29 protein-coding genes are annotated in these 24,823 nt (G+C 57.5%); 28 read left to right on the forward strand and 1 reads right to left on the reverse strand.

Annotation, left to right across the window (positions count from 1 at the left end; translation table 11 throughout):
• The first annotated feature begins 5 nt into the window (after positions 1 to 5).
• From H8K11_09360 to H8K11_09475, 24 genes are all read left to right on the forward strand, one after another.
• Positions 6 to 662, forward strand: coding sequence for an adenylate kinase (locus H8K11_09360; protein ID MCS6263951.1), 657 nt, complete (start codon positions 6 to 8; stop codon positions 660 to 662).
• A complete protein-coding gene (gene map, locus H8K11_09365) occupies positions 659 to 1,414 on the forward strand; it encodes a type I methionyl aminopeptidase (GenBank protein ID MCS6263952.1) in 756 nt (251 codons plus the stop codon). The genes H8K11_09360 and map overlap by 4 nt, the downstream gene beginning before the upstream one ends.
• Positions 1,415 to 1,435: 21 nt before the next feature.
• Positions 1,436 to 1,654: a translation initiation factor IF-1 gene (gene infA, locus H8K11_09370; GenBank protein MCS6263953.1), complete on the forward strand. Its 219-nt coding sequence runs from the start codon at positions 1,436 to 1,438 to the stop codon at positions 1,652 to 1,654.
• An 18-nt stretch (positions 1,655 to 1,672) separates the two neighbouring features.
• Entirely contained in the window at positions 1,673 to 1,786 is a 114-nt protein-coding gene (gene rpmJ / locus H8K11_09375; GenBank protein MCS6263954.1) for a 50S ribosomal protein L36, read from the forward strand.
• A 133-nt stretch (positions 1,787 to 1,919) separates the two neighbouring features.
• On the forward strand, positions 1,920 to 2,309 hold the full coding sequence (gene rpsM, locus H8K11_09380; GenBank protein ID MCS6263955.1) for a 30S ribosomal protein S13: 390 nt from the start codon (positions 1,920 to 1,922) through the stop codon (positions 2,307 to 2,309).
• A 41-nt stretch (positions 2,310 to 2,350) separates the two neighbouring features.
• Positions 2,351 to 2,734: a 30S ribosomal protein S11 gene (gene rpsK, locus H8K11_09385; GenBank protein MCS6263956.1), complete on the forward strand. Its 384-nt coding sequence runs from the start codon at positions 2,351 to 2,353 to the stop codon at positions 2,732 to 2,734.
• 81 nt (positions 2,735 to 2,815) lie between these two features.
• Positions 2,816 to 3,442, forward strand: coding sequence for a 30S ribosomal protein S4 (gene rpsD / locus H8K11_09390; GenBank protein MCS6263957.1), 627 nt, complete (start codon positions 2,816 to 2,818; stop codon positions 3,440 to 3,442).
• An 84-nt stretch (positions 3,443 to 3,526) separates the two neighbouring features.
• On the forward strand, positions 3,527 to 4,528 hold the full coding sequence (locus H8K11_09395) for a DNA-directed RNA polymerase subunit alpha (protein ID MCS6263958.1): 1,002 nt from the start codon (positions 3,527 to 3,529) through the stop codon (positions 4,526 to 4,528).
• Between the two features lie 18 nt (positions 4,529 to 4,546).
• Positions 4,547 to 4,993 carry a 50S ribosomal protein L17 gene (gene rplQ / locus H8K11_09400; GenBank protein MCS6263959.1) on the forward strand — a complete coding sequence of 149 codons (447 nt, stop codon included), beginning with the start codon at positions 4,547 to 4,549 and terminating at the stop codon, positions 4,991 to 4,993.
• A 187-nt stretch (positions 4,994 to 5,180) separates the two neighbouring features.
• Positions 5,181 to 5,753 carry an LPS export ABC transporter periplasmic protein LptC gene (gene lptC, locus H8K11_09405; GenBank protein MCS6263960.1) on the forward strand — a complete coding sequence of 191 codons (573 nt, stop codon included), beginning with the start codon at positions 5,181 to 5,183 and terminating at the stop codon, positions 5,751 to 5,753.
• Complete coding sequence (locus tag H8K11_09410) at positions 5,734 to 6,327, forward strand: hypothetical protein (protein MCS6263961.1); 594 nt, start codon at positions 5,734 to 5,736, stop codon at positions 6,325 to 6,327. Before lptC ends, H8K11_09410 begins: the two co-directional genes overlap by 20 nt.
• Positions 6,328 to 6,383: 56 nt before the next feature.
• Positions 6,384 to 7,109, forward strand: a complete 726-nt coding sequence (lptB, locus tag H8K11_09415; GenBank protein ID MCS6263962.1) for an LPS export ABC transporter ATP-binding protein — start codon at positions 6,384 to 6,386, stop codon at positions 7,107 to 7,109.
• Between the two features lie 20 nt (positions 7,110 to 7,129).
• A complete protein-coding gene (rpoN, locus tag H8K11_09420; protein ID MCS6263963.1) occupies positions 7,130 to 8,647 on the forward strand; it encodes an RNA polymerase factor sigma-54 in 1,518 nt (505 codons plus the stop codon).
• A gap of 106 nt (positions 8,648 to 8,753) precedes the next feature.
• A complete protein-coding gene (gene raiA, locus H8K11_09425) occupies positions 8,754 to 9,305 on the forward strand; it encodes a ribosome-associated translation inhibitor RaiA (GenBank protein MCS6263964.1) in 552 nt (183 codons plus the stop codon).
• Positions 9,292 to 10,158 (forward strand): RNase adapter RapZ, encoded by an 867-nt coding sequence (gene rapZ, locus H8K11_09430; protein MCS6263965.1) that lies wholly within the window; start codon positions 9,292 to 9,294, stop codon positions 10,156 to 10,158. The genes raiA and rapZ overlap by 14 nt, the downstream gene beginning before the upstream one ends.
• A gap of 135 nt (positions 10,159 to 10,293) precedes the next feature.
• Entirely contained in the window at positions 10,294 to 10,509 is a 216-nt protein-coding gene (locus H8K11_09435; protein MCS6263966.1) for a MerR family transcriptional regulator, read from the forward strand.
• Positions 10,510 to 10,522: 13 nt separating this feature from the next.
• The gene (gene pilM, locus H8K11_09440; GenBank protein ID MCS6263967.1) at positions 10,523 to 11,620 is read left to right on the forward strand and encodes a type IV pilus assembly protein PilM; all 1,098 of its coding nucleotides are present in this window, start codon (positions 10,523 to 10,525) and stop codon (positions 11,618 to 11,620) included.
• Complete coding sequence (locus tag H8K11_09445; GenBank protein MCS6263968.1) at positions 11,617 to 12,171, forward strand: PilN domain-containing protein; 555 nt, start codon at positions 11,617 to 11,619, stop codon at positions 12,169 to 12,171. Before pilM ends, H8K11_09445 begins: the two co-directional genes overlap by 4 nt.
• 1 nt (position 12,172) lies before the next feature.
• Positions 12,173 to 12,796, forward strand: coding sequence for a type 4a pilus biogenesis protein PilO (gene pilO, locus H8K11_09450; GenBank protein MCS6263969.1), 624 nt, complete (start codon positions 12,173 to 12,175; stop codon positions 12,794 to 12,796).
• A 41-nt stretch (positions 12,797 to 12,837) separates the two neighbouring features.
• The gene (locus H8K11_09455) at positions 12,838 to 13,443 is read left to right on the forward strand and encodes a pilus assembly protein PilP (GenBank protein ID MCS6263970.1); all 606 of its coding nucleotides are present in this window, start codon (positions 12,838 to 12,840) and stop codon (positions 13,441 to 13,443) included.
• Entirely contained in the window at positions 13,440 to 15,434 is a 1,995-nt protein-coding gene (gene pilQ, locus H8K11_09460; GenBank protein MCS6263971.1) for a type IV pilus secretin PilQ, read from the forward strand. The genes H8K11_09455 and pilQ overlap by 4 nt, the downstream gene beginning before the upstream one ends.
• A gap of 270 nt (positions 15,435 to 15,704) precedes the next feature.
• On the forward strand, positions 15,705 to 16,862 hold the full coding sequence (locus H8K11_09465) for a 3-dehydroquinate synthase (GenBank protein MCS6263972.1): 1,158 nt from the start codon (positions 15,705 to 15,707) through the stop codon (positions 16,860 to 16,862).
• A gap of 7 nt (positions 16,863 to 16,869) precedes the next feature.
• The gene (locus H8K11_09470) at positions 16,870 to 18,129 is read left to right on the forward strand and encodes a GAF and ANTAR domain-containing protein (GenBank protein ID MCS6263973.1); all 1,260 of its coding nucleotides are present in this window, start codon (positions 16,870 to 16,872) and stop codon (positions 18,127 to 18,129) included.
• Positions 18,130 to 18,469: 340 nt separating this feature from the next.
• Positions 18,470 to 18,814 (forward strand): hypothetical protein, encoded by a 345-nt coding sequence (locus H8K11_09475; GenBank protein ID MCS6263974.1) that lies wholly within the window; start codon positions 18,470 to 18,472, stop codon positions 18,812 to 18,814.
• A gap of 16 nt (positions 18,815 to 18,830) precedes the next feature.
• On the opposite strand, the gene H8K11_09480 is transcribed toward H8K11_09475, so the two are convergent.
• The gene (locus H8K11_09480; GenBank protein MCS6263975.1) at positions 18,831 to 19,733 is read right to left on the reverse strand and encodes a hypothetical protein; all 903 of its coding nucleotides are present in this window, start codon (positions 19,731 to 19,733) and stop codon (positions 18,831 to 18,833) included.
• 341 nt (positions 19,734 to 20,074) lie between these two features.
• On the opposite strand from H8K11_09480, the gene H8K11_09485 reads away from it, so the two are divergent.
• From H8K11_09485 to H8K11_09500, 4 genes are all read left to right on the forward strand, one after another.
• A complete protein-coding gene (locus tag H8K11_09485; GenBank protein ID MCS6263976.1) occupies positions 20,075 to 21,844 on the forward strand; it encodes an NAD+ synthase in 1,770 nt (589 codons plus the stop codon).
• A gap of 136 nt (positions 21,845 to 21,980) precedes the next feature.
• Entirely contained in the window at positions 21,981 to 22,859 is an 879-nt protein-coding gene (locus H8K11_09490) for a hypothetical protein (GenBank protein ID MCS6263977.1), read from the forward strand.
• A gap of 77 nt (positions 22,860 to 22,936) precedes the next feature.
• Positions 22,937 to 24,265, forward strand: a complete 1,329-nt coding sequence (locus H8K11_09495; GenBank protein ID MCS6263978.1) for an ammonium transporter — start codon at positions 22,937 to 22,939, stop codon at positions 24,263 to 24,265.
• Positions 24,266 to 24,371: 106 nt separating this feature from the next.
• Positions 24,372 to 24,710 carry a P-II family nitrogen regulator gene (locus tag H8K11_09500; protein MCS6263979.1) on the forward strand — a complete coding sequence of 113 codons (339 nt, stop codon included), beginning with the start codon at positions 24,372 to 24,374 and terminating at the stop codon, positions 24,708 to 24,710.
• The last annotated feature ends 113 nt before the right edge of the window (positions 24,711 to 24,823 follow it).

The raw sequence follows: 24,823 nt of genomic DNA on the forward strand, positions 1-24,823 counted from the left end.
ATTCAATGCGTCTCGTGTTTCTCGGTGCACCAGGGGTGGGAAAAGGAACTCAGGCTGATCGGGTGACCGCTCAGTTTGGTTGGCCTAAGATTTCGACCGGCGACATTTTGAGAGAGGCCGTGAGGAATCAGACCGCCTTAGGGATCGAAGCCAAAAAGAGTATGGATGCCGGGAAACTTGTTCCGGACAATGTCGTGATCGGCATGGTTCGCGCCAAGGTGGCTGAGCCGTTATGTCAGAACGGTTTCATCTTAGATGGGTTCCCACGGACTGTTCCCCAGGCCGAAGAGTTGAGTGGAATTTTGTCTGAGCGAGGTGTGAGCCTGGATCGGGTCATTAATTTTCGGGTCTCTCGCGAAGATGTGATTAGACGCCTCAGTGGTCGACGAAGTTGTCCCAAGTGCCAGAGCGTGTTTCATGTAGATTTTGCCGCGCCGAAAATTGATGGGCAATGTGACCGCTGTGGTGCTTCGCTGATTCAACGAAGCGATGACAAACCGGAGACCATTGAAGCCCGTTTGAAAGTGTATGATGAGCAGACTGCGCCGTTAATCGCCTACTATGAAAAGAAGAAAGTCCTGAGCGAGCTTGATGGGTCTGGCGATATGGCTCACGTTTACGATAGGTTATCTAGGGTACTCTCTGGGTTCGGCGCTCAATGATCGTGTTCAAGACGCCGGACGAAGTCTTGTTGATGGCGCAGGCTTCTCGTGTGGTGGCGGAAGTGTTGGAGTTGTTAAAGGAGAAGGTGGCACCAGGCATTACAACCGATGATTTGGATCGCATGGCTGAAGAGGCGATTCGAGGTCGTGGTGCCATTCCCGCCTTCAAAGGATATCGAAACTACCCCAAGACGCTGTGTGCATCGGTCAACGAGCAGGTTGTTCACGGAATTCCATCGAAGCGTCGCCTTAAGGAAGGTGATATTATCGGCCTCGACCTGGGAGCGATCGTCTCAGGCTTCTATGGTGATTCTGCAGTGACAGTGCCGGTTGGTGCGGCCAGCAGCGAGGCTCTACGGCTGATTCAAGTGACCGAAGAATCAATGTACCGAGGCATCGCGAAAGCGGTGGTCGGCAATCGGCTCTCAGATGTTTCTCATGCGGTGCAAACTCATGTTGAGCAGGCTGGTTTTGCCGTGGTGACTGAATTCGTCGGTCATGGTATAGGAAGGCAGCTGCATGAAGAGCCTCAGGTTCCGAATTATGGTCGACCCGGGCAGGGGCCGCGTCTTCAGGTTGGGATGGTGTTGGCAATTGAACCCATGGTGAATATGGGCAGCAGTGCAATTCGTATTTTAGAAGATCGATGGACGGCTGTGACGCAGGATGGACGCTGGTCCGCTCATTTCGAGCACACGATCGCCATTCAGCCGAATGGCCCGGCGCGAATTCTGTCACAGTTATCACATTAAGACTGGGAGGCGTACCGATACGTGCCAAAAGAAGATGTCATAGAAGTGACCGGCACGGTGGCTGAAACACTCCCGAATGCGATGTTTCGCGTAGAACTGGAACACGGGCACAGAATTTTAGCGCACATCTCTGGAAAAATGCGGATGCACTTCATCCGTATTCTTCCTGGCGATAAGGTGACTGTGCAGTTGTCGCCCTATGATCTAACCAGGGGCCGGATTACCTATCGCTTCAAGTAGTGGAGAAATGGAATTGCTATGAAGGTCAAGTCGTCAGTCAAGCCGATTTGTGCGAAATGTAAAGTGGTCCGCAGGCGTGGTGTCGTTCGGGTATTATGCGCCAATCCGCGTCACAAGCAGCGACAGGGTTGACCGGAATGTGGGTTGCCTTGGCAGGGGTATGTCGAGCCTGCAAGAGGCTGGTCGAGGCGACATCTGAACGGTGTTGCGAGGGCCCTTCAAGCCAGCTCACGGTGCAATCAAGGGAAGGAATTAGGGGGTAATTATGGCGCGTATTGCGGGCGTGGATTTGCCAAAAGACAAACGGATCGATATCGGTCTGACCTATGTGTACGGGATTGGCCGGGTGGCCGCTCAGGCCATTCTGAAGAAGGCCGGTGTCGACGGATCTATTCGCGTGAAGGATGTCAGCGAAGACAAAATCGTCAAGATTCGAGAAGTCATCGAACGTGACTACCGCGTGGAAGGTGATTTGCGGAAAGAAGTGTCGATGAACATCAAGCGCCTAGTCGATACCGGAACATTCCGTGGACTCCGGCATCGCAAGGGGTTGCCAGTTCGTGGACAGCGGACCAAGACCAATGCGCGCACCCGAAAGGGCCGACGCTCCGGTGTGGGAAGCAAGCCGCAGAAGCCCGCTGGTTCAAGAGCATAAGAGATTAGACCGAGCAGGCGCCATGCGCTGAGGGAGATTCTATGAGTGTGAAGAAGGGCAAAAAGAAAGAACGGAAGATTGTTCAGAGCGGAGTCGCTCACGTTCAAGCGTCGTTCAATAACACGATTGTGACTATTACGGATATGAGCGGGAACACCGTGGTGTGGGCCAGTTCTGGGAATCAAGGGTTTAAAGGCTCCCGTAAGAGCACACCGTTTGCGGCGCAGAGAGCGGGAGAGGCGGCGGCGAGAAAGGCCATGGAGAATGGTATGCGGCAGGTTGATGTGTATGTCAACGGGCCGGGGGCGGGCCGCGAGTCTGCCATTCGTTCGTTGCAAAGCGCTGGATTGCGCATCAATCTGATTCGAGACGTGACGCCAATCCCCCACAACGGATGCCGGCCTCCCAAGCGCCGACGTGTCTAGTGGTGGTCTCGACGTCATCAGAACAAGGTAATCGCTGAGTTGGTCGTACTTGAGTCGTTGAGGTAGAGGAGGGGTAGTAGCGTGGCAAAATATAGTGGACCTGTCTGCCGCTTGTGTCGGAGAGAGGGCGAGAAGCTCTTCTTAAAAGGGTCTCGTTGCATGACCGAGAAGTGCGCGATTGAGCGCCGGAGTTATCCCCCTGGGCAGCATGGTCAGGCTCGTCAGCGGACATCGGATTACAGTCTGCAGTTGCGTGAAAAGCAGAAGCTCAAGAGGATTTACGGACTTCAGGAGTGCCAATTTCGTGGCATTTTTGAGCGGGCGGAACGGCAAGCCGGCGTCACTGGCGATACGTTGCTGCGGCTCTTGGAATGCCGCTTGGACAATGTGGTGTATCGGCTCGGCTTCGGAGCCTCTCGGAAAGAGGCTCGGCAGTTGGTCAATCACGGTCACCTGATGATCAACGGTCGCAAAGTGAAGGCGCCCGGTGCCCTTGTCAAAGCGGGGGATTCCGTGGAAGTCCGACAGAAGAGCCGTGAACTCCTCCCCATTCAAGGAGCACTGGCGGCCGTGGATGGCCGGGGCATTCCGGAGTGGCTTGAATTGGACCGAGCAGCCTGCAAGGGCACCATTCGTTCGTTGCCGACCAAGGAGCACATCGTGCTCCCGGTCAACGAACAGATGGTCGTGGAATTGTACTCGCGCTAAGAATACGTGGCTGGAGAGCAGCTTACTTATTCCGGCCATGGCTGAACGATAGATGGGCACACACGAGTTAATGAAGGGGGAGTCATGATTAAAGCGATGAAAGACTTTCAGATCCCCATGCGGGTGGAAGTCGACAAGGACACTCTTTCCCCGACATTCGGCAGATTTACGACCGAGGCATTTGAGCGAGGATTTGGCACCACGGTGGGGAACTCCCTGCGTCGAGTATTGCTGTCTTCTTTGACCGGGGCTGCGGTGACCACCGTCAAGATCGAAGGAGTGTTGCATGAATTCTCCACGATTCCTGGCGTGACAGAAGATGTCACATCCATTATTTTGAATGTGAAAAGTCTTCGGTTGGCGTTGCAGGGTGACAAGCCCAAGACCATCCGGCTCAAGAAAAAGGGGCCTGGCGAAGCCAAGGGCTCCGATATTACGCACGACGGCGATGTCACGATTCTCACTCCTGATCTGCACATTGCGACGCTGGACAAAGACGCCTCGCTGGATTTGGAAATGACGATCAAGCACGGCCGAGGGTTTGTGCCGGCTGAACGAAATAAGGAAGAAGGATTGCCCATCGGGGTGATCGCCGTGGACTCGATATTCTCCCCGATCAAGCGGGTGAATTTCCATGTCGAGAACGCACGTGTGGGTCGCATGACCGACTATGACAAGCTGACGCTAGAAATCTGGACGGACGGCACCATCTCTCCGCGTGACGCATTGTCCAACGCGGCAGGCATCCTCCGTGAACATCTGGATATCTTCATTAATCCTGAAGAGCGCTCCGATGCCAAACCGGCTGCGGGCAGTGAAGATTTGTCTGATGAAGTGAATAAGAATCTCTATCGCAGCGTAAATGAGTTGGAATTGTCCGTTCGGGCAGCCAATTGCCTGAAGAATGCCAATATCAAGACGATCGCCGACTTGGTGCAAAAAACAGAAGCAGAAATGTTGAAGACCAAGAATTTCGGGAAAAAGTCCCTCAACGAAATCAAGGAAATCCTGACCGAAATGGGACTGAGCCTTGGAATGAAAGTCGACGCCTTGCCGTCAGGCGATGCGGGCGTACGTTCAGAGTAAGAAAGGAACAGGACTACCGTGCGCCACAAAAAGAAGGGTCGACAGCTCGGACGTCAAACTAAACACCGATGGGCTCTGTTCCGGAGTCTAGTGACTTCGTTACTCGAACACGAGCGAATCGAAACGACGGAAGCCAAGGCCAAGGAAGTTCGCGGTTTTACCGATCGCATGATTACCCTTGGGAAAGAAGGGGGGCTTCCTGCCCGTCGCCGTGCTCTGAGCTTCTTGCGCAGCAAGGCCGTGGTGGCGAAGCTGTTCAGCGATGTCGCATCGCGCTTTCGTGAGCGCCCTGGAGGCTACACGCGTATCATCCGTACCCGTCGGCGGATTGGTGATGCCGCGGAGATGGTGGCCATTGAATTGGTGACCAGGCCGGAGAAGCCAAAGGCCGTACCATCGACGGACGTCGCGGTCGCTGAGAAGAAAGACACGACAGAAAAAGCTTCTGCCCAGGCAGAAAGCTAAACATCGAGGCCACGACGACCTCCCGGTCGTCGTGGCCTTGTTCTCTCCCCACCTCACTCTGCATCGTTATCTCCGATCATTTTCTCAGGCCATGCGCGGGCTGTAGGTTTACTTGGCCAGGGTGGAATGCTACTATCATGCCACCGACTGTGACCTGGGAAGCTCTTTAAATTAGGAGCTTTTTGCCATGTGGGAACGTTGGATTCGACGAGGTCTTCTAGCGCTGAGTGTGGTGCTTGCTACATTCCTTGGGTATTTGCTCGTCACACGCTCCAATCCTGGATCTTCGTCGCGTTCGGTCGCGCCGGTTGACACCGAATCGGCCGACGCCAGAATTCAAGACTTTACCTTCACCCAGACAAAAGGCGATCTTGTTCAGTGGAAAGTTCAAGCCGAACAGGCGCGCCTGTTTGAAAAGGAGAGCCGGGCCATACTGAACAATGTCCAAATTACCATGTATGGGGCTCAGGGAAAGGAACTGACCTTGTCAGGTGATGAGGGCACGCTTGATACACAGACCAAGAACTTTCAACTTTCCAACAGGACCACGCCGATTGTGGTTGAAACTCAAAGTGGCTATATCATTCAGACAAACCATCTTGTGTGGACTGATGCGCGGCATGAAATTCAAACTCCAGACCATGTCACGATTAACGGACATGGCTTGCAAGTCACCGGCAGGGGGTTGCTGGGGAAAATGGATACAGAAGAATTTCAGGTGTTGGACGACGTGCGCGTCGATGTGGTGCCTGCTTCTTAGCGGTGTCGCGCTGCAGTCCAGTCCCTGGGCGCACGGGGCAGAGCCAAGCGCTACGAAAGAGTCGACTTCCAATCCCGCACCGACGACGATTACGTCTCGCACCATGACGGTCAGTAATCAGGCAAATACCGCGATTTTTGATGGGGCGGTAGTCTTGACTCGTGGCCTGCTGGTGGTCCATTCGGATCATATGGTGGTCTCGTTTCATCCCAACCGCAATGGGGCCGACAGCAAGCGTGCTAACGGCTCAACCAAACCGAGGAACAATTCAAGTGGGAGCAAGCCGGAACCACAAGGGCAGGATGCGGGACCCGCGGTCTCGGAGCGTAGTATCCGGATGGTTGAGGCGACGGGCCGAGTGAGAATTGAGAAAGAAGATGGGCGCGCGACCTGCCAGAAGGCCGTGTACTACGAGGATGAAAAGAAAATCATTCTGACAGGTGATCCGGTGGCTTGGCAGAAAGGGACGCGCGTATCCGGCAAGCGGATCATTATGTTCCTGGACGAGGATCGCAGTGTGGTGGAGGGGGACTCTCAGGTGGTCATTGAGGGTGAAAGCGGTGGCAAGCGGTGAGCCCGACCTCTTCCGACACCCAGACATCGGTCGCCCAGGGTGCGACATCAGCGGGCGTGCCGGATCGCCTGGCCGCCAACGGCCTGGTGAAGAGTTTTCGCGGACGAAAAGTGGTCAAGGGTGTATCGCTCGATGTGCAGGCCGGCGAAGTCGTCGGTCTTCTCGGGCCGAACGGCGCAGGGAAAACGACGATCTTCGATATGATGGTGGGACTGTGTCAGCCGGATGAAGGCACGATTGCCTTAAGCGGCCAGGAAATAACCGATTTGCCCATGTATAAGCGGGCTCGGAAGGGCATCGGGTATTTGCCGCAGGAATCGTCTGTGTTTCGCCGGCTGTCAGTGGAACACAATATCCTTGCGATTCTGGAGATGCTGGGCTATTCGAGAAGTGAGCGCATGGAGCGGGTCGAGACATTGCTCAAGGAACTGGATCTGGTGCATATTCGCACAAGTAAGGCCTATGCCTTGTCAGGTGGAGAGCGTCGACGGCTGGAGATCACGCGAGCATTAGCGACCAGCCCCTCATTCATGCTGCTGGATGAGCCTTTTGCCGGTATCGATCCCATTGCGGTGGCCGATATCCAGCAAATCATTATCCGGTTGAAGCAACGGAACATCGGCGTGTTGATTACGGATCACAATGTCCGGGAGACGTTGTCGATTACCGATCGAGCCTACATCATCAATGAAGGCACGATCCTGGAAGCGGGCCCACCCGGGGTAATCGAGAAAAGTGAAATGGCTAGGGCCGTATATTTGGGCGAAGGATTCCGCCTGTAGCGGCAGGGAGTGAGTGTGCGATGAAGCTGCGACTGGATCTCAGGCTCAGTCAAAAACTGATTATGACGCCGCAATTGCAGCAGGCGATCAAATTGCTGCAACTGTCTCGTTTGGAGCTTCAGCAAAGTCTGCAGCAGCATCTCATGGAAAATCCGTTGTTGGATGAATTGGCGACGGAAACGGAAGAAAGCGAGGAGACGGCGACGGCGGAGCGCGAACAGCCTGACACGTCGACCACCGTATCCAGTGAGGTGCGAGGAGAGGGGGACGATAAACCTGCCGAAAGCGGGGAAAACGCCGAGGAATTTTCGGCCTCCAGTTGGGAAGATTATTTCGATACGGACATGCGTCGCGGTGAAACCGAGTACAGCTCTTCCTCGAAGGAGGAGTTCCCCTCATACGAACAAACTGTGGCGAAGTCCACGTCGTTAGAAGATCACCTTGTTTGGCAGTTGTCGTTATCGGGCCTCTCGGATCGAGAAAAAGCGATCGGCCGCCTGATCATCGGAAATCTGGACGACGACGGGTATCTCCGGATGAGTTTGGAGGAGCTGGTCTCCGGCACGGACTATTCGGTGGAGGATGCTGAGTCGGTGCTGAAAGATGTTCAGGGATTCGATCCCAATGGCGTGGCGGCACGGGACCTATCCGAATGTCTGCTGCTTCAACTGAAATTTTTGGGCAGGAGCCAGATTGGCTCCTTAGGATCGCGCCCGGGAGTGCTGAAGGGGACGGTGCTGGAATCCATCGTGCTCCACCATCTGAAGGATCTGGAGAAGAAGCAGTACAACCGCATCGCGAAGGCGCTGAATATTTCGATGGACGACGTTTTCGAAGCGACCCGGATCATCGAAGGCTTGGAGCCAAAGCCCGGGCGCCCGTTCTCCAACACACAGAATTACGCGATCGTCCCGGATGTCTTTGTCGTCAAGAACGAAGGGGTGTGGGAAGTCTTGCTCAATGACGACGGCCTGCCGCGTATGCGGATCAGCCCGTATTACAAGCAGCTGATGTCGTCAGGGCAATCGGGGTCGGCTGAGACCAAGGCCTATCTCGACGACAAATTACGGGCGGCTCAGTGGGTGATTCGGAGTATCGAACAGCGCAACAAGACCATTGTGAAGGTCGTGTCGAGTATCGTGAAGTTTCAAGAAGGCTTTTTCGAGCGTGGAATCCAGCACTTGAAACCGTTGGTTCTCAAGCAAGTCGCTGAGGATATCGGGATGCACGAGTCGACGATCAGCCGGGTGACGGCCAATAAATATATGTATTGTCCGCAGGGGATGTTGGAGTTGAAATTTTTCTTTAACGCCGGACTTCAGCGCGCGGATCAGCCGACGGACATGCTGTCGTCCCTCACGGTGCGCGAAATGATCCGGCAAATGGTCGCGGCGGAAGACGCGCGCAAACCGCTCAAAGATGAAGAGATTGCTGCGCGGCTGCGGACGCAGCAAGTGCTGATCGCCCGTCGCACCGTCGCGAAGTATCGCGCGGAGGACAACATTCCCTCCGCCACCCAACGCAGGAAGTTTTTCTAAGCTGGTCGGGGTTGGCACCAGGGAGGACGTTCCCCTGGGGGTACAATAATCGTCGCAACGGGCTTGCACGTACGGTGGTGCGGGCAGCCTGAGAAACGAGGATGGAATGCGTTTGATGATCACGGGGCGGCATGTGGCAGTCACTCCTGCTCTACGGGAGTATATCGAAACACGCATGGAGCGGCTGGACCGCTACGGGCTGAAGCTCGGGACCTTGCAGATTTTGCTCAGCGTGGAAAAGTTTCATCATGTGGCTGAAGTGGTGGGTGTCGTGCAGAGCCGGCGTTTGCAAGCGAAGACCTCAACCGAGGAAATGTATGCCTCGATCGATGAAGTCGTCGATAAACTCGGTGCCCAGTTGCGGAAATTGAAAGAGCGCAAGGTCAATCATAAATTCGGCGATCAACCACGTGTGCGGGCCGTCGCGCGAAAGGCGCCACGGGCTGCGCGTAACGAAGTCGAAGTGGTTCGGCCGATTCTCGAAGCATTGACGGTTGAAGAGGCTGTCGAGGCGCTCAATTCCGCGAAGCTCGCAGTGCTGGTCTTTGAGAATGCGCTGTCCGGGACGGTTCAGGTTCTCCAGCGCTTGCAGAATGGACGGGTGTCTCTGATCGATCCCGCGAGCAACCGTGCTCGCACTGCTCATGGCCGCGCTTAATCTCGTCGTGATCAGCGGCCTTTCCGGATCCGGAAAGAGCCATGCTTTGAAAGCCTTCGAGGACGCAGGATATTTCTGCGTCGACAATCTTCCTCCGGCACTCCTGCCGACCTTTGTCGAATTATGCTATCAGAAGGGCGGGGAGATTAAGAATGTCGCCCTGGGTATCGATATTCGCGAGCGAGTCTTTTTCGGGGATTTGGCGAAGGTCCTGGGCGAGCTAAAAGCGCAGGGCCACGCGTTGCAACTTGTGTTTCTGGAAGCCCGAGAGGAAGTGCTGGTTCGCCGATTTTCCGAGAGTCGCCGTCCGCATCCCTTGTTGCCGCACATGCCGGTCGTGGAAGGCGTGCGGTTCGAACGTGAGCGCCTCAGCGAACTACGGAAGCATGCCGACCGTGTGATCGACACCTCCAACATTACGGTGCACGAATTGCGCGAGTTGCTGATCCGGCAGTTCCGCCAGGAAACGGCCGCTCGCCGCATGACCATCTCGCTGGTCACATTCGGGTACAAGTTCGGCGTGCCCTATGACATTGACCTGCTCTTCGACGTGCGTTTCATTCGCAATCCGTTCTTCGTGCCCGAGCTCAAAGCATTGACCGGGGAGGATGCCCGCGTGCAGCAGTATGTATTGGGAGATCCCGCGGCCGGTCAATTTCTCGAGCATCTGCAAGGCTTGTTCGGCTTTCTGGTCCCGCTCTATGAGCGGGATCAGCGCAGCTACCTCAGCATCGGCATCGGGTGTACCGGAGGGCGTCATCGGTCTGTGACCATGGCGGTGCATCTCCGGGAACAATTTGCCGCCCTCGGTTATGACGTGTCCGTCACCCACCGCGACATGCAAAAACCCTAGTTCCTGAGCGCTGTTTCGCCGTTTCCTCCCGAGAAATGCCTGCGAGGTCCGCTTTCTTGACAGGTGGACTATATCAACTATACTTAATTTCGTGGGCTCGAAACATGCGATGAATAGCGGCGTTTGAGGCGGTTTGTGAAGAAAGTTAGCGATGTCCCCAAAAAGAAATTGTACAAGACCAACGAGGTCTGCGAGATGTTCGACATCTCGCGCGCGACGTTATTTCGCTGGGAGCGTGAAGGATTAATCACCGGACCGCCCCGCGACTGGCGAAATTGGCGTCTGTATACCGCCGAAAATGTCGAGCAAATCAGGCACGTGATGGGTGGTGGACGAAAAGAGGTCGCGTAGAGAGGGCATGAGCATGCTGGCTTCATTGAAAAATCTGGCTGATATGGAATTTCTCTCGATGTTTTCCCCGCAGCGGCAGTTGCTGGGGCTCGACATCGGTTCGAGCAGCATCAAACTGGTACAGATCAAGGAACATCGGGGCCGGTATACGTTGCAGAAGTTTGCCGTCAAGGAATTGGAGCCTGAAGTGATCGTGGACGGCACGGTCATGGACGAAGGGCGTGTCGTGTCGGCCATCAAGGAATTGTTGGCCGAACAGAATGTCAAATTGAAGCAGGTCGCCATCTCCATCTCCGGCCATGCGGTCATTGTGAAGAAAATTTCCCTGCCGCCGATGCCCGATGAGGAGCTCGATGCACAGGTGAAACTGTCTGCCGAACAGTACATTCCCTTCGACATCAATGAAGTGAACCTGGACTTTCATGTCTTACCCCCGTCGGAGAATCCGGACGAACAGAGCGAAATGTCGATTGTGCTGGTCGCGGCAAAAAAGGACAAGATCAACGAATTGACCGAACTGGTGAAGGCGGCCGGACTGACTCCGGTCGTGATGGATGTCGACGCATTTGCGGTGGAGAACATGTATGGCGTGACCTCGCCCGCCACGCAGGAGGACACCACGATTCTGGTGAACATCGGGGCCAGCGTGATGAACGTGAATATCGTGGGAGGGGGCGTCTCTCTCTTTACTCGCGATATTCCTTTAGGAGGGAACCGGTATTCAGAGGCCGTGCAGCGGGAGATGGGCGTCTCGTTCGAAGAAGCGGAGCAACTCAAGAAAAGCGACCAAGACGACGATCATACACTAGCATCGGTCATGGAGAGTGTGAATGCGGAAGTGGCGTCGGAGATCGCCCGCACGATCGATTACTTCAAGACAACCTCTTCGGAGAGCGAAATTGCGCGGGTCTTGCTGTTCGGCGGGGGAGCCAAGGTCAAGGGGCTGGCTCAACAGCTTCGCGATCGCATGCATGTCGAGGTGGAAATCGCGAATCCCTTTAATGAGATCGACACTTCGCAGTGCGACGTCGATCCCGATCAGTTGACCGAAATGGGGCCACTTGCGGCGGTGGGGGTAGGCCTCGCGCTCCGGACGGTGGGGGACCGATGATTAGAATCAACTTGCTCGCAACTGGACCCCGGTCCAGAAAAGCCAAACCGCAATGGGATGTACGTGCTGAGGCCTTGATCGGCATCGGGGTGTTACTGGTTACGTTGACGGGGTGTTGGTATTACGCCGCTTCGCTTGATGAGGAGATTCAGGCCAAGCAGAGCGAGAAGCAGGTGAAGGACAAGCAGGTCGCTCAGCTGAAAGAACAAGTTAAGGCTGTGCAGGACTTTGAAGAGAAGAAGAAGCAGCTTGAAGCGAAGAATCGCATCATCGACCAGCTCGAAAAAAGCCGGACAGGACCGGTCAAGGTGCTGGACCACGTCAGTCAGAGTCTGAATCCGCTGAAGGTCTGGCTCGTGCGGTTGAATCTCAAGGGCAACAACGTCGAGCTCGAAGGTCGCGCGCTGACGAATGATGATGTGGTGGAGTTCGTGAACAATCTGCGACGGACCGATCAATTCGGTGCCATCAAGCTGATGGAGAGCCGGGCAGGACTGGACAACAAGATGAACACCTATCAATTCAAACTCGACCTGTCGATGAAAGGCTAACATGAGTCTGAATGCAATCAGCTTAGACGGCCTCCGCAGCATTCCGACAGGTCAGAAAGTTGCGCTGCTCGGACTGTTGGTGGCGGCGATTCTGGTAGGGTTCTATTTCTACGTGGTCGATCCTAAGACCATGGAGCTGGAAGCGGTTCAGGGTCAGGTCGCCCAGTTGGATACCGAGATTCAGAATCTGACCTTGAAGGTCAAACATCTGGATGAATTGGTGGCGGCGAGCAAGCAGCTGGAAATCGAATTGGCCGCGAAGAAGGAACGCCTCCCGCCGGAAGAAGAGGCGGTGATGCTGCTCAAGCAAGTGTCCGATCTTGGTATGCGACTGGGGTTGGATGTCCGTCTCTGGAAGCCGGGGACGCAAGCCGAGGATCCGTCGAAGCTCTTCATTCGGATGCCGATCAACGTGGAAGTGGCCGGCGGATACCATACAGCGGCCATCTTCTTCGATCGTATCAGTAAGCTGTCCCGGATCGTGACGGTTCAGGATGTGCGGATCGGTGCGGCTCGTGTCGATCAAGGACGAGTGGTCACGCAGACGGTGTTCGATCTGGTGGCCTATGCTGCCCCGGGAGAGAAGAAGGCTGCCGCGCCCGTTCCTGCGGCAAAGCCAAAGTGAGGATTGGAGCCCAGCCTATGCTCAACGCGAGGGGAAGCACCGTGAAGAGACGAATCTGGTGGCGCGGGTCGATGGCCGTAGCAGCGGTTCTGCTGGCCAGTGGAGGCGCGGTGTCGTCTGTCGAGGCGAAGACTCTGCCGCACTTGCGTCAAGTGGCGTCCATGCGGCCGGCCGATTCCTTGAAGGTCATGCCGTTGCCGGAGGGGCCGCGCTCCGGGCCGGCAGTTGAAGCTCCGGCCCCGCGTTCTGAAGCGGCGGTCTCAGCCTCGGGGGATTCATTATCGGCGGAATTTTCAGGAACCTCGTACGATCCGTCGGGTCGTCGGGATCCCTTTCTGCCCATGATCCAGCTGGGCCAGCAGACCGAGCAGGACGTGACTCTTCCCCCGCTGCAGCGTGTCGGCCTCACGGAGCTGAGTTTGATCGGGGTGCTCTGGGGCAATTACGGATACACGGCCATGGTTCAGACGCCGGACGGCAAGGGGTACAGCATCCGCCGCGGGACACGAATCGGGCCCAACAATGGTGTGGTCAGTTCAATCACCGAACGAGGCATCATCGTTCAAGAGCGGTTCACGGACGTGTACGGGAATAAACAGGAGCGGGAATACGTCAAGCTCCTGCACCCGAAAGAGGGTACAGAATGAAACATGCACAGGTTGGTGTACATCCGCTGCTGAGTGTCACTGTGATGGCCGGAGTGTTGGGGCTTGCCGGATATGTGCAAGCCGCGGCGCCGGGCGAGACGACCGGACTGACCGGATTCACGCAGGCCACTGACCAGAGTGCGGCCCTGTCCGTGGAGAGCGCCGCACCCGTCCCCGAGCGTGCAGTTGGCGCCGCCCCGGCTGCGACGATGCTGACAAAGGTGGAAGCGAAGCCTGATGGGAGCCGGATGGCGTTGATTCTCAGCGGGAACGGCGTCTTTACGCATACGGTGAAGATGATCGGGGATCGCCGGATGGTCGTCGATATGCCGCACATTCATTCGGATGGCCACCAGTCACAGCTGATGGTCGGTCATGCCTTGTTGTCGAAAGTCCGATTCGGGTATCACGCGGACAAGGTGCGGTTAGTGCTGGATTTAACGCAGTCCGTCGAACATACCATCGATTCAACCGACGGCCGCCTGGTCCTGACTCTGGAGCCGAAGGCGGTGGCGTCCGTTGCTGAAACGAAAACCGTGGACGGTGGCGCCTTGGCCCAGGTTGAAGCGTCGGCGGAACAGACGGGTTCGCTGGAGCCGAAGCAGCCGACGTCCCACCCCACGTTAGTGACGCATAAATCACCGAAAGCCCTGTTTCGTATCCAGCCGATCCAGTTGACGGCGGAGTCGGTTCAGAAAGAAGACCGGAAGCCTGAGAGTAATGAGGTGGTGAACGGCGCATCCCGATTCGTCGGCCGGCGTATCTCCCTCGATTTTCAGCAAGCCGATATCAGCAATGTGTTGCGGTTGATTGCGGAGGTCAGCGGCTTCAACATTGTGGTCGGGGAGGGTGTCAAAAGCAAAGTCACGATGAAGCTGGCGAATGTACCGTGGGATCAGGCCCTCGAGATGCTGCTGAAAATGAATGCGTTGGGGATGATCCGACAGGGCAACATTGTGTGGGTGGATACTCTGCAGAATATCGCCAAGCAACAGGATGAAGAGGCGCGGGCGAAGGACTCGAAGGCGAAGGCCGAGCCGATCGTCACTCGGGTATTCTATATCCGGAATCTCAACGCCACGGAAGTGCAGACGTCGTTACGACAGAACCTGAGTCCGCGCGGGACCATGACGGTCAGCGCCGCGAGCAATGCCCTCATCATCAGCGACACGGAATCCAAGCTGGAAGTTTTGCGGCAGTTGTTGGACGGCGTGGATCTCGAAGTGCCGCAAGTGCAGATTGAGGCCCGCATCGTTCAAGCCGACACGACCTATACCCGCTCGCTCGGTGTGCAGTGGGGCATTCAGAACGTCAACCAGCTGGGAAGCTCCAGCGGAACGTCTGCCTTCAAAACCGGAACCACCGGGGCATTCGGCGCCCAAGTCTCGGACTTCCTGATCAACTTGCCGGCTAACCCAGGACTGCCATCGGTGCCGGGTGCCGGGTTCTCGATCGGGAAAACCGACGGAGCGATGTTGGATGTGCGGTTGTCAGCCGGTGAATTGCTGGGATTGACCAAAGTGATTGCGGCGCCGAAGATCACGACGCTGGACAAACGGGATGCCAAGATTGCCCAAGGTGAATCCATCCCGTTCCAGACCACATCGTTGCAGGGAACGCAGACGACCTTCGTGGATGCAAACCTGGAGCTGAACGTGACGCCGCAAATTACGTCTCGCGACCCGAAAGAGATCGGTAAGCAGATTCTTATGAAGGTGCGGGCAACTCGAAACGCCGTTGGTGCCCGGAGCAACCCGGCCGGTCCGAGCATCGATCGTCGTGAAGCGACGACCCAGGTGCTGGTGCGTGACGGGGAAACCATGGTCATCGGCGGTGTCTTCGTCGATACTCAGTCGAACAACGTGGCTGGAATTCCCTACCTGTCACGTATCCCGGTCCTGGGCTGGTTGTTCAAGAACAAGACCGAGAACGTCTCCAAGCAAGAGTTGCTGATCTTCCTCACGCCGACGATCGTGCGCTCGACAACTTGACAGGTCCCAGCGCGGCAAGTTAATAATCGCCCCCATTGAAGATGGTACGCTATCTCAATGGGGGCGAATCTCGCGGAACGTCCCTTCTCCCCCTATCTGATAGCGCTCCTTCCGGGTGTCTTCTTCCCCTAATATCGCAGGTTACGATCCAGTCTCCTTCGCCTCGTGGCCTATCAGGTATCTGGATTGTTCGCGTGGCTCGCATCCCGGGCCATGCCGCTATCATGGATTTGAGGCTTAGCCCTGCAACCACACGCTGCGTGATACCTGATGATACGTTCTTCGACTGATAGGCCGTCCCACTCCATTCACGTCGAACTCGGTGCGCGAAGTTACGCCATCGTCATTCGCCGCGGTCTTCTCCAGGAGATCGGGGAGGAGCTGAAGCGCCTCAAATGCGCGGGCAAGGTGGGGGTCGTGACCGATCGCAATCTTGCCAAGCACTATCTCACGCAGGTGACTCGCAGGCTGAAGGCCGCCGGGTTTACGGTCGTTCCCGTCGTGCTGCCTCCCGGGGAGCGGACAAAAACCCTTCGCTCCATCGGGACGGTCATGGATGCCCTCGTGAATGCCAGATTTGAGCGTTCCTCGACGTTGCTGGCCTTGGGTGGGGGTGTCATCGGCGACATCACGGGATTTGCCGCCGCAATCTATCAGCGTGGCATCCCGTTCGTGCAAGTGCCGACGAGTCTGGTGGCCCAGGTCGATTCAAGTGTCGGCGGGAAGACGGGTGTCGATCACCCCAAGGGGAAGAATTTGATCGGGGCCTTCAACCAGCCGCGCGCGGTGTTCATCGATCCTGCGATGCTGGCGACTCTGCCGCCGCGCGAGTGGGTGGCTGGTCTGGCTGAGGTCATCAAATATGGTGTGATTGCGGACGCGGCCTTCTTTGAGTATCTGGAACAGAACATGGAATCGATCCAGAAATTGACGGACGCCGCCGTTGCGCACATCGTGAAGCGGTCCTGTGAGATCAAGGCAGAGGTGGTGTCCGAGGATGAGCGTGAGGCAGACCGGCGCCGCATTTTGAACTTCGGCCATACGATCGGGCATGCGTTGGAATCCCTCGGCGGGTATCGGGGCTTCATCCATGGGGAGGCCGTTGCAGTCGGGATGGTCTATGAGGCCGACCTGGCCAGACACCTCGGCTATTGTGGAGCAGAGGTGGTCGCTCGATTGCGCGCACTGGTGAAGGCTGCGGGTTTGCCGGACCGGTTGCCGAAGGTCGCGTTCAATGCATTGTGGGGTGCCATGCAGCAGGACAAGAAAGTGTCTGCCGGAACGATTTTTTGTGTGGTGCCGGAGCAGATCGGGGCTGTGCGCATCATCCCGCTGGAAAAGGACAAGACGCGCGCCTGGTTTCAGGATGTCCGCACTCGAGAAGCCGCCGAAATGAAGCGTGCACGGCCTGGTGGACGGGCCCGTTAGGAGTGGAATGGCGACCAAACGAACGCTGACTCAAGTCGAGCAAGCCTTGCGTGAAAAAACGCGTGAGGTGGATGTCCTCCATCGCATCAGCGAGTCGATCAGCAACACGCTCGACTTGGAGGCCGTGCTCCGGCATATCGTGGATATGGTCGTGGAAGTGACCAAGGCCGACGCCTGCTTGCTGTATTTGTTGTCGGATAACAGAGACGAGCTGATCCTGCGGGCCTCCAAGAATCCGCATCCGAAGCTGATCGGGCGGATCACCATCGGCATGGGCGAGGGCATCACCGGATGGGTGGCGCGAGAGCGGACGCGTGTCGTCATTCCCAACAGCGCCAGCGATGACACACGGTTTAAGTTCTTTCACAACCTCCCTGAAGACCGCTACCAGGCGTTCGTCTCGGTTCCGATTACGACCAAGCAGGAAGTCGTCGGCGTCATCAATGTGCAGCACAAACGGTCGCGCCGCTACCGGCCCGACGAACTCGCGTTGCTCTCGACCATTGCTACGCAGGTCGGAGGGGCCATTGAGAACGCCCGCCTCTACGATCAGATGACGCGGAAGGCACTGCAACTGGATACGCTGTCCCAGGTTTCTGAGACCGTGTCCTCGAATCGATTGATCGAGGACGTACTGCAGTTGATTGTGACGATGACGGCTCAAATGATGGGATCGAAGATTTGCTCCATCATTCTTTTGGATCAGCCGACCGGTGAACTTCGGATCGCCGCCACGCAAAGTCTAAGCGAGCAGTACAGACGCAAGCCCAACGTGAAGATCGGGCAAAGCATCAGCGGGCGTGCCGTTCAGGATCGCCGGCCGATCATCGTACCGGATGTCACCAAAGAAGGCACCTATATGTATCCGGACATGGCTGCGAAGGAGGGCCTCTGCTCGCTCCTGTGCGTCCCGATGCTGGTGCGGGAAAAGGCCATCGGCGTGATCAATACGTATACGTCCAAGCCGCATACCTTCACGGCGGAGGAAGTCAAACTGATGCAGGCGATTGCCAATCAGGCCGCGATTTCCATTGAGCACACCACGTTGCTTGAGAAATCGTTTGAAATGCAGGAAGCCTTGCAAGTCCGCAAGTTGCTCGACCGGGCCAAGGGATATCTCATGCGGTCGAAGCGGCTGTCGGAAGAAGACGCGTTTAAATTGATTCAACGCCAGAGTATGGATCTTCGCAAATCCATGCGAGAGATCGCAGAAGCCATTCTTCTGGCGGGGGAAATCGAAGAACGAGCCGATAAGGGCAGGGGTTGATCGCCACTCGGCGAACCTAACGACCAGTGGAGGGGGCAGTCCCTGGCGGCTGGATCGATCTTTGCGGTGCTGGGATTGAGCCTGAGCTGTTCCTTCCAGATTACTTCACGCTCCGTTTGTCTGCTGATCTCATTCTGCTTCATAGGCGGTATTTTCTTGGAAAGCTCCGGGGTGAGACCGACTTGTGACCCGCCTGACGGCCAAGTGCCACAGTGAACTGATGTCGCTGAATGTCTACACAGCAATGAACGCAACCGAACATGTTCGAGACTGTCTGGGAATAGGTGAGGGTTGGATGGCGAAGAGCCGACGCGTTGCCATAGCTTTTCTGCTAACTCTTATGACAAGCGCCTGCGCCACCGGGCAATACACTCCGTTGGTCGGGGCCGATCGCGATGAGGTGGAGCAGCTCAAGGAGCATGTCTATCGTGTGGAATACCGCGTCAGTTCGTTTACCTCGCAAGAACAACTGGATGCCTACCTGCGACGGCGTTGCGCGGAGCTGACTTTGCGCGAGGGCTACGATTTCTTCCACCTCGCCCAGCGTGCCGATGTGCTGGCACTCTCACGACGAACGTCGATGACGGTGACGATGTACAAGGGCAAGAAGCCGGTGGGCGCTGATGACGTCTATGACGCGAAGGAGGTCTTGGCGCAGCCGGACCTCATTTCCGGCAGCCAATGACCGCTGCCGTTCGTCGTTAGGGTGTTGCCGTCGGCTTGCGAGGCGCCGCTTTCGGCTTGGTTTTGGAGGCAGCGGCATCCTTGTCAGCTAACTGCCGCCGTACCGATTCCAGCTCTGCCTTGAGCTTCTGAAGTTCCTCTGCCTGTTTCACCACCACATCCTTTGTGGATTGGAGTTCCTGTTGCAAGCGACTCTGTTCGGCCGCGGGCGAAGTGTGTGTCGATGCTGCCTCGGCAGTTGAGTTGTGCTCTATCGCGACAGGCGATGGCGCAGGAAGTTGACTCAATGCCTCAAGGGAGACCGCGATACGCGGCTGTTCCGGCTCGAGGATCATCCAGGCTTGGGGAGCGTCGGCTGGTACCAGGGCTTGGGAGGGCGTGAAGGAGAGCCTGAGCGTCCCGGGTCTGGTCGGTCCATCCGCGGATGTCGATCGGTAGCGAGACAGGGTCACCCGTAGCGTGGTCTTGTACACGTAGAGTGTGCCTTGGGTCGTGAGACCGTCGTCCTGCATGGTGAAGCGAACCTGCTGGTCGGGCTGGGCCTGTGCGAGGGCGGTGACGATGAGCGGGGACAGAAACTCTACTTCCTCGTGAGAGAACAGCGGATAACTCTCCTGAGCCATACTGCTTCCCGGTCGATCGAGTCCTGAAACGGACAGGCCGGTGAGCAAGCGTCCCGTCAGCGAGGCCGTCAGATGGGCAGGATGCGATGCCTGAAAAATCTGCGGGGGACCGTATTTGGCGGTGGTACCACGGGTGGCCTGGCGTTCAAGGGCGACGGTTCCCAGGGGCCCCTGTCCGACAGGGGTGAGGTTCGTCCCGAGGCTGCAGGCGTAGAGGAGGAGGCAGGGGAGTGCCAGCTGCCAGGTGAACCGGAAACTGCTGAGTCGTGATTGTGTTGAGGCGGAACGGCGAATCATGAACCGCATGGCGGCGGATTGTACCACAGGCTGAGTGTGGTACCCTCTGGTTTCCACTGGAAAAGTGCGATTCAAGTGGTTGACAGCCAGTTTAGGCCGGTGGTATACACTCGGGATCATTTCCGGGGACAACGGCGTCTCCGACGAGCAATTCGTTCCGAACGATATATTGGAACCTGGACAACGACGTCCTCCGATCCACTGAGGTGGGTCTGAGGACGTTTTTTTTATCAGCAGGGTGATGAGTCCTATCAGCACCAAGCGATCAGTCGTCAGCTCAGGATCTTGAAGTTCCGATGACTCGTGTTCAGGCTGAACGCTGAGGGGTACAGGCTGTAACTATGCGTCCGCTCCGAGTTGCCATGGCCCAGATCAATCCGACCGTCGGGGATATTGCCGGCAACACGCGCTTGATCCAGACGTGGATCAAGGAAGCGCGGCGGGCTAAGGCCGATCTCGTGGCCTTCCCGGAACTGGCTATCACCGGCTATCCGCCGGAGGATTTGTTGTTCAAGTCTCGCTTTATCGAGGACACGCAACGTGCCTTGAAGGCGGTCGCGGCCGAAGCGCGCGGGTTGGTCGTGGTCGTCGGGTATGTCGGCCAGGGGGCGACGGCTGTTTCGGCCTCGGAGGCTCCTTCATTCCCGCTGGCCGGTCGGCATGAGTTGTACAACGAGGCGGCGGTGTTGTCCGATCGGCGGATTCTGGCCACCTACCGGAAACGGCATCTGCCGAACTACGGGGTGTTCGACGAGAGCCGGTACTTTCACCCAGGCTCTCGCCTGCCGCTCCTGGTCCTGAACGGCGCGACGATCGGGGTCAATATTTGCGAAGACATCTGGTTTTCGGACGGGCCCACGCGGCTGCAGGCCTTGGCCGGTGCCGAGGTCATCGTCAATATCAACGCATCCCCGTTCCATGTCGGGAAGGGCCGGATGCGCGAACAGGTGCTGGCGACCAGGGCCCGTGAAAATCGCGTGATCGTGACGTACACCAACACGGTCGGCGGGCAGGACGAACTGGTGTTCGACGGCTGCAGCATGATTGTGGACCAGGCGGGCGAGATCGTGGGGCGGGGGAAGGCGTTTGAGCAGGATCTCATCGTGGCGGATCTCGATGTCGCGGCCGTCGGGCGGGCGCGACTGGGTCAGGGAGGCAAGAAACCCCTGCCGCCGCGTGTGGCGGCCCTCATTGATCGGGTCGATGTGCGCCTGCCTGCGAGAAAGTCGCAGTCGGTCGTGGTGCCGGATCTGGAGCCTCCGCTGGGTCGTCTCGACGAAGCCTATCGCGCCTTGGTCCTCGGGGTGCAGGACTATGTCCGCAAGAACGGGTTCAAGCGCGTCGTCATCGGATTGAGCGGAGGGGTGGACTCGGCCATCACCGCAGTCATCGCGGTAGACGCCTTGGGCGCGGAGAATGTGCTCGGGGTGTTCATGCCGTCGCCTTACACGTCCCGAGCCAGCCGCGAAGATGTCGCCGACATGGCCCGCCGGCTGCATATTCAGGTCGATACCCTGTCCATTACGGCGACGTTCAAGAGTTACCTGCGCGCCCTCGGCCGATCCTTCAAGGGCCAGCGCCCGGACACGACTGAAGAGAATTTGCAGGCACGGATCAGGGGCAATCTGCTGATGGCCTATTCGAACAAGTTCGGCCATCTGGTGCTGACCACCGGAAATAAAAGCGAGATGAGCGTCGGATACGCGACGCTGTACGGCGATATGGCCGGAGGGTTTGCGGTGATCAAGGATGTGCCGAAGACCATGGTGTATGAGTTGTCGCACATGCGCAACCTGGTCGGGCCGGTTCCGGTCATCCCGAAACGTGTGCTCGAGCGGGCTCCGACCGCGGAGTTACGGCCCGATCAAAAGGACGAAGACAGTTTGCCGCCCTATGCCATCCTCGATCCGATTCTCAAGGCCTACGTCGAGGAGGACCGTGCGTTGGAAGACATTACAGCGATGGGGTTCGATCGGGAGACGGTCGCGCGGGTGATCGCGTTGGTGGACCGGAGTGAGTACAAGCGGCGACAGGCGCCGCTGGGAATCAAGATTACGCATCGAGCGTTCGGGAAGGATCGGCGGATGCCGATCACCAACGGGTATCGGTAGTACGGGCTGCATCAGGACCGACAACGACGTCGGTCGGCAACACTGGCAATGGCGCCAGAGAGTCGGGGCTCACAGACCGTCCTCTACGACGGTCTTCTGAGCGGGCACTTTTACTTCTTCTCTCTTTGGAGGCGTCATGAATATGCTGGTTGGCCGAAAGGCACGGACATGGGTGTTGGGGTTGGTATTGATGGTAGGCGGTGGGGGAGGTGCGTTCGCCGAGGCGCAGGCTGCGACGACGGACGACCTCATGGATACGACCAAACACCCCGTATCGGTCACCATGGCGATGCAAGCCGATAGTTTCTTCGGGTTCAATCCCTCCATCTACGGGACCTATGGATTGACCGACAACATCGCCCTGGCCTTCAACTTCACCTATTGGACGATGATCAACGGCGTGGGTGTGCACGACAACGCGCCCTGGCTAGAAACTGACATGGGCTTGAATTTTACCTTCCTGGAAAAGCGGCTATCGGTCACTCCTATGATCGGGTTTGTGCACGGGCAATTGCTCTCTTCTCGCGGCGGCTTCTTTCCCAACGGCGGTGGGAGTGTGAACGAGCGAACGACGGCGTTTGAAGGCGTCGTTCCCAACATTATCGCGAACTATGCGGACGATCGCTTCGAAGGCGAGTTCTATCTGGGCTACTACAAGGCGATCCGGAGCGAAGGCGGCAGCGGGGGCGGTGGCGCGACCGGCTGCAGCGGCCTCGTGGATACGAATTGCTTGGGCACGAGTCAGACCGGTGGTCGAGGAACCTGGGACTTCCTGCATTATTGGGTGAGTGCCGGCATGCGTGTGAACAGCATGTGGTCCCTCGGGGCCCACTATGAGCATTTGTTGACCACGAGAGACAGCAGCGCCCCCGGGGCGGCTCAGGACTACTATCGCTGGATCGGGCCGTACGTCGAGATGAAATTGCCGGGGAACATGGCCTTCCGGTTCACAGTGGGTAAAGACCTGACAGACAATCAGGACTTCTATAAGTTGAAGTTCACGAAGACGTTTTAGTCTCTCGCCCGGGCCTCCTCCTCTGCTGAGTCAGGGAGGAGGCCGATCGGTGAGCGGCGCAGCCGAAGGAGGATATGGTGAAGAGATCGGCACAGCGGAAAACGATCGTCGTGGGCGTGGCAGGGGCGTTGATCCTGCTGGCGGAGTCATGGGGGACTCAGGTCTGGGCGCAGAATACGCCGCTGAAGGTCGATACCGGTGATACGGCATGGGTGCTGGTGTCCTCGGCGTTTGTGCTGGCGATGCTGATGCCGGGACTGGCGTTGTTTTACGGGGGCCTGGTGCGGACCAAGAACGTACTCGGCACGATCATGCAAAGTGTCATGATCCTGAGCGTGGTGAGTCTACTCTGGATCCTGTTCGGGTATAGCCTGGCGTTCGGGCCGGATAAGGGCGGGGTGATCGGTGGCTTGGAATGGGTCGGGCTCAGCGGGGTGGGCAGTGAGCCGCACCCGGTCTATGGACCGACGATTCCCCACCAGGCCTTTATGTTGTTCCAATTGATGTTTGCCGCTATCGCACCGGCGTTGATCACCGGCGCGTTTGCCGAGCGGAAGCGGTTTACCGCGGTCGTCCTATTTGCTGCCTTGTGGTCGGTGTTCGTCTATGTGCCTCTGGCGCACTGGATCTGGGGCGGAGGCTGGCTGGCCAAGCTGGGCGCCTTGGATTTCGCCGGCGGCGCGGTGATCCATATCAGTTCCGGGGCGGCGGCCCTGGTCTGCGCCATTGTGCTGGGGAAGCGGCGAGGGTATGGGACGGATTATATGGCGCCCCACAACCTGCCGATGACGTTGCTCGGAACCGGATTCCTCTGGTTCGGCTGGTTTGGGTTCAATGGCGGGAGCGCGCTCGGGGCCAACGGGATCGCGGTCTCCGCGATTATCGCGACCCATGCAGCGGCGGCGATGGGGGCCATTGCCTGGTGTGGTGCCGAATGGGCGCATCGCGGCAAACCCACGGTGCTTGGAGTCGCCAGCGGCGCGGTGGCGGGATTGGCGACCGTGACCCCGGCCGCCGGCTATATTTCCCCCATGTCGGCCATTGCCATCGGTTTGGTCGCCGGCATGACGTGTTACGCCGCGATTGTCTGGAAAGGGCGATTCGGCTATGATGACTCGCTTGACGTCGTGGGAATCCACGGAGTCGGGGGGGTGATCGGGATTCTGGCTACGGGACTGTTCGCCAGCAAGGTCGTCAATCCGGGCGGCGCCGATGGATTGTTCTTCGGTAACCCCGGCCTCTTCGGCATCCAACTCCTGGTCGTGGCTGTCACGACGATTTTCTCGATCATCGGCACGTTCGTCATCCTCAAGCTGGTGGATTCTATGACCGGGCTACGGGTGTCGTCTGAGGAAGAAGCGACCGGTTTGGATTTGAGCCAACATAACGAGCGGGCGTATTCGTGAAGCCAGCTCAGCGCAATCGGCCATCAGTCGTCAGCAGGATTGTCAGGACTCTTTTCCCGCTGAGAACTGACCGCTGACGGCTGAGAGCTACTCCCTGGAGGCAAGGATGAAATTAATCGAAGCCATCGTCAAACCATTCAAGCTCGACGAGGTGAAGGACGCCCTGCTGGAAATCGGCATTCAGGGCATGACGGTCACGGAGGTCAAAGGCTTCGGCCGCCAGAAGGGCCATAAAGAAACGTATCGTGGCCAGGAATACACCATCGAGTTCGTGCCGAAGGTGAAGATCGAGGTCGCGGTAAATGACAGCCAGGTGCAGCGTGTGCTCGAAACGATTACGCGTGCCGCCAAAACAGGCAGCATCGGCGACGGGAAAATTTTTGTGCGGGAACTCACCTCGGCCGTCAGGATTCGTACGGGCGAGACGGGGGAAAGCGCCCTCTAGGTATGTCGCACGCGGTGAATGCGGATTCTCATTCGGCCCAGGACGCGGCTTCCGCGTCGGTATCCCAATTGCTGGTCGAGCAACGACAGGCGATCCGGCAACGGCTGCTTGCG

This window comes from Nitrospira sp. (assembly GCA_024998565.1).
Classification (GTDB): Bacteria; Nitrospirota; Nitrospiria; order Nitrospirales; family Nitrospiraceae; genus Nitrospira_A.